5 protein-coding genes are annotated in these 3,005 nt (G+C 47.6%); 1 reads left to right on the top strand and 4 read right to left on the bottom strand.

Annotation, left to right across the window (positions count from 1 at the left end):
• Positions 1-170: 170 nt before the first annotated feature.
• Together ACR6A7_RS21050 and ACR6A7_RS21045 are read right to left on the bottom strand one after the other, a co-directional pair.
• A complete protein-coding gene (locus tag ACR6A7_RS21050; protein WP_434127142.1) occupies positions 171-566 on the bottom strand; it encodes a hypothetical protein in 396 nt (131 codons plus the stop codon).
• A gap of 135 nt (positions 567-701) precedes the next feature.
• Positions 702-1,061, bottom strand: a complete 360-nt coding sequence (locus ACR6A7_RS21045; protein ID WP_434127141.1) for a VENN motif pre-toxin domain-containing protein — start codon at positions 1,059-1,061, stop codon at positions 702-704.
• On the opposite strand from ACR6A7_RS21045, the gene ACR6A7_RS21040 reads away from it, so the two are divergent.
• Positions 1,061-1,207, top strand: a complete 147-nt coding sequence (locus ACR6A7_RS21040) for a SymE family type I addiction module toxin (protein WP_434127140.1) — start codon at positions 1,061-1,063, stop codon at positions 1,205-1,207. The genes ACR6A7_RS21045 and ACR6A7_RS21040 overlap by 1 nt on opposite strands.
• Before the next feature lie 284 nt (positions 1,208-1,491).
• Here ACR6A7_RS21040 and ACR6A7_RS21035 read toward each other — a convergent pair whose 3' ends face one another.
• Both ACR6A7_RS21035 and ACR6A7_RS21030 read right to left on the bottom strand, forming a co-directional pair.
• Positions 1,492-1,767, bottom strand: coding sequence for a DUF6966 domain-containing protein (locus ACR6A7_RS21035; protein ID WP_434127139.1), 276 nt, complete (start codon positions 1,765-1,767; stop codon positions 1,492-1,494).
• Between the two features lie 316 nt (positions 1,768-2,083).
• The coding region (locus ACR6A7_RS21030; RefSeq protein WP_434127138.1) for a polymorphic toxin type 17 domain-containing protein at positions 2,084-3,005 on the bottom strand (922 nt) is incomplete at its 5' end.

Raw genomic sequence — 3,005 nt, 5'->3', positions numbered from 1 at the left:
CCAGCCCAGCGTGCCGGCAGACAGGCGGTTATTCGCCGCATCCGCAGTAGAGGCGATGACCGCGCCGTTAAGCTGCGTATGGCGGATTGCCGTGAAGACGTTTTATTTCATCATCATTCCCCGGCGCATTATTCTCAAAAAAAATCCAGAAACGAAATCGGGATCGAAAGCTAAAGATATTTTTCAGGTATAGAAGATAACTGTTCTATAACAGACCAGCTTTCAGGCTCCGCTTTTTTATTGTGCCACTTAGCTCCATCGCCTAACCATTTTGTCCGATATTTCTTAACTCCTTGCACTGTTGAATCTTCGTAACCGAATTCGATCCCACAGCAATCACATATATCGTATGTTGGTGATTCTCCATCATCACCCCAAGGGGCATCTAGCTGCTCAGCACCACATACCCTGCAAATATATAACTTATTATTTTTGCGCATTGAAGTAGTCCAAATTTTTTTGATAGCAATGATCTGCGGGATCTGGCCTGAACATTGTTTTAGGCGCACCATCACTATTTTTGACTGCAAATGTATTGGACGATGGGTTGTAGTAAATCGTATCACCGTTTTTACGTGGTGTGGTGAGCGTTCCTATTGGCGGATTTGTTACGAAATCATGTGCAGCATCCACATATTGTTTAGATTTTTGATATTCGGGAAACTCTTTCCCATGCTTCGTCCAGTGTCCATACGCATTGTCTACAGGCTCCGCTTTTTTGGTTTCAGTCCAAATCTGAGTATCTTTAGATTTACCTCCAATCGGAACTGCCCTAATGCCAAGACCAGCAGTTCCAGGAATCGGCTTGCCATCTTCGTCAACACCCTGGGCCTGGCAATGTTATAAACTTTTGGGAGGCTGTCGCCATGCTCTTTCTCAAGCTCTTCCACATCATGGCCAAGGCTGAGCGAGTTATTCTCAACCGCATTCTTCCTAGCCCCTCCTGTCCCGCCTCTTGGCACCGAATCCGATGCTATTCCGCACGCCAGTGCGGCCGCCATAGGGCTCTGCGCGCTTATCGTCTGCTTCTGACTCTCTGTCAGGTCGCTAAGACAGGACAATGTATTACAGCCGCTGCCCCAGCCTTAACCTTAAAGGGAACTGGCTGGAAGAGGCGGGATTTACCACTGGCCAGCCGGTAGCGAGCTGTGACCCTGTGGACCGCCTGCCGTACGCAGGCTGTGGAGGCCCACAAGCGACGGATTAGCGCTCTGCTGTATGGCCGGATTTTAGTTGTGCATGACCATACACGTATCAAGGCGGGCAGCCGAAGCTGGCGAGACGGGAACGAGCAACGAAGCGTAGCACGAATTACCGCAGCGAGCCCACGCCCGACGGGCATTAAGCCTTTCAGTGTGGGCCGTCAGGCCGACTTAATGCCTAAGACAGCGCGAAGTGATAGGTACAATTCGGGATATAACAAAACTCAAGAAGCGCTGCGCTGGCTAACCGCTAATAAAAAACCCCGGCCCCAAGGCCGGTTTTTTTTTATTAGGAAAGAAGCTTAAATAGGTCGCCTCTGAGCTGATCCAACTCATCATTTTCACTCATCAAAACCTTTCCTTTACTATGCAGAACGAGGTCATTTAAAGATCCCATTCCACCATAGAAATTTCGAAAAGTGTGTTTGGTACTTTCAGGACCAGTAGCGTATTTTTTAGCCAGTTTAAAAATACTGGCCGACCATTCTGTATAACCACCTAGTTCTAATAAAGTAGCCATGCGCTCCATTTTCTCTACGACAAGCTTTGTTTTTTCAGTGATCATTTCAATGGTTTAATCTCCATGTCATGGAAGACTGTGATCAAACCTTTCTGGTCCTGAACCACCATGTGGTCATAAGCGTCACGCCGAGATATACTTCAATAAAAGTCTTCTCGCTTAAAGACAGTGCCCGTAGGGAAAACGTCATCCTTCTCGAAGTACACTGTATTTTCTTTCCCATGAATCACTATTGTATAACCATAGACAACGTCATCTTCCTCACTGATCCCAAGAACAACTCCTTTACATTTTGCGTATTTGCTATTTTTCGCGTTTTCCTTCACCTCTACTTCCTGGTAAAAATTTATCTTCATGATCATCACTTATGTGTAATTTTTCCATCCAGAGATATATTAAGATGTGAGCCGTCTCGCGTTGCCCAACCTAACTGAGATTTTCCAGTTCGCGATAACTGCACATCCCATTCAAATTCTTGCCCTGCCGTGCGGGAAGGACCCTTCACCCATTCGTTCTTAAATTTATCAATATAGCCATTGTTGGGACCTCTCGGTAAAGGTTGCGATGGTGAATAGTCCTCCGGAGGTATGTAACGTATTTTACCTTGATTCGGTAACTTGACATGGTTGATACGCCCCTTAGTCGACCACTGTTGCGCGGCCCCACCTGTGCCTAAAGGATTAAAAGGTGGTTCATCTGCGTACTCTAGGTTTTTATTGCCGCTAACTAGTTGTTCTGGTTTTACGTTCTGACCTGTCTTTGGAACACTTGCTGCACCCAGCGACCCATAAGCCAGATTAGTTAAACCATTAGCCCCGGTTTTAAGCAAAGCAGCTTCAAGCCAGCCACATTTACCTGAGCACTGATCAATAATATCAGCATACCATTGCGCTGAACTTTCGTAAGCGCGTCCTGCCATATCGTCCTGCTTACGCAGCTCTGTATAAGCATTGTCGCTAAGCTCAATCTTAGAACGCATATCAGCAATACAGGTAGTATCACCTACATCCCAACACGTCTTAAGCTTCTGAATATTTTCTGCGGACTCCTTCGCCATATCCTTGCGGATATTCTGCTCACAGCTGGCGTTTCCATTGCATGCTTTATACTTATCTGCATATTCCTGCGGGTGCCCTTGACTGAGAAAGTTATTCTCAACCGCATTCTTCCCGGCCCCCGCCCCGGTCCCGCCGCCCAGCGTCGTACCCGACGCTATCCCGCCCGCCAGCCCGGCCGCCATCTGGCTCAGCGCGCTCACCGTCTGCTTCTGGCTCTCCGTCAGG

It is taken from the genome of Pantoea phyllosphaerae (assembly GCF_051025595.1).
Taxonomy (GTDB): Bacteria; Pseudomonadota; Gammaproteobacteria; order Enterobacterales; family Enterobacteriaceae; genus Pantoea.
Note: the sequence above shows the minus strand (reverse complement) of the source record. Positions and strands in the feature narration are given on the sequence as shown.

Bases quoted from the DNA above. Each gene is read 5' to 3' on its own strand.
- ACR6A7_RS21040 (WP_434127140.1), top strand. From the start codon at position 1,061: ATGTATTACAGCCGCTGCCCCAGCCTTAACCTTAAAGGGAACTGGCTG.
- ACR6A7_RS21035 (WP_434127139.1), bottom strand. From the start codon at position 1,767: ATGATCACTGAAAAAACAAAGCTTGTCGTAGAGAAAATGGAGCGCATG.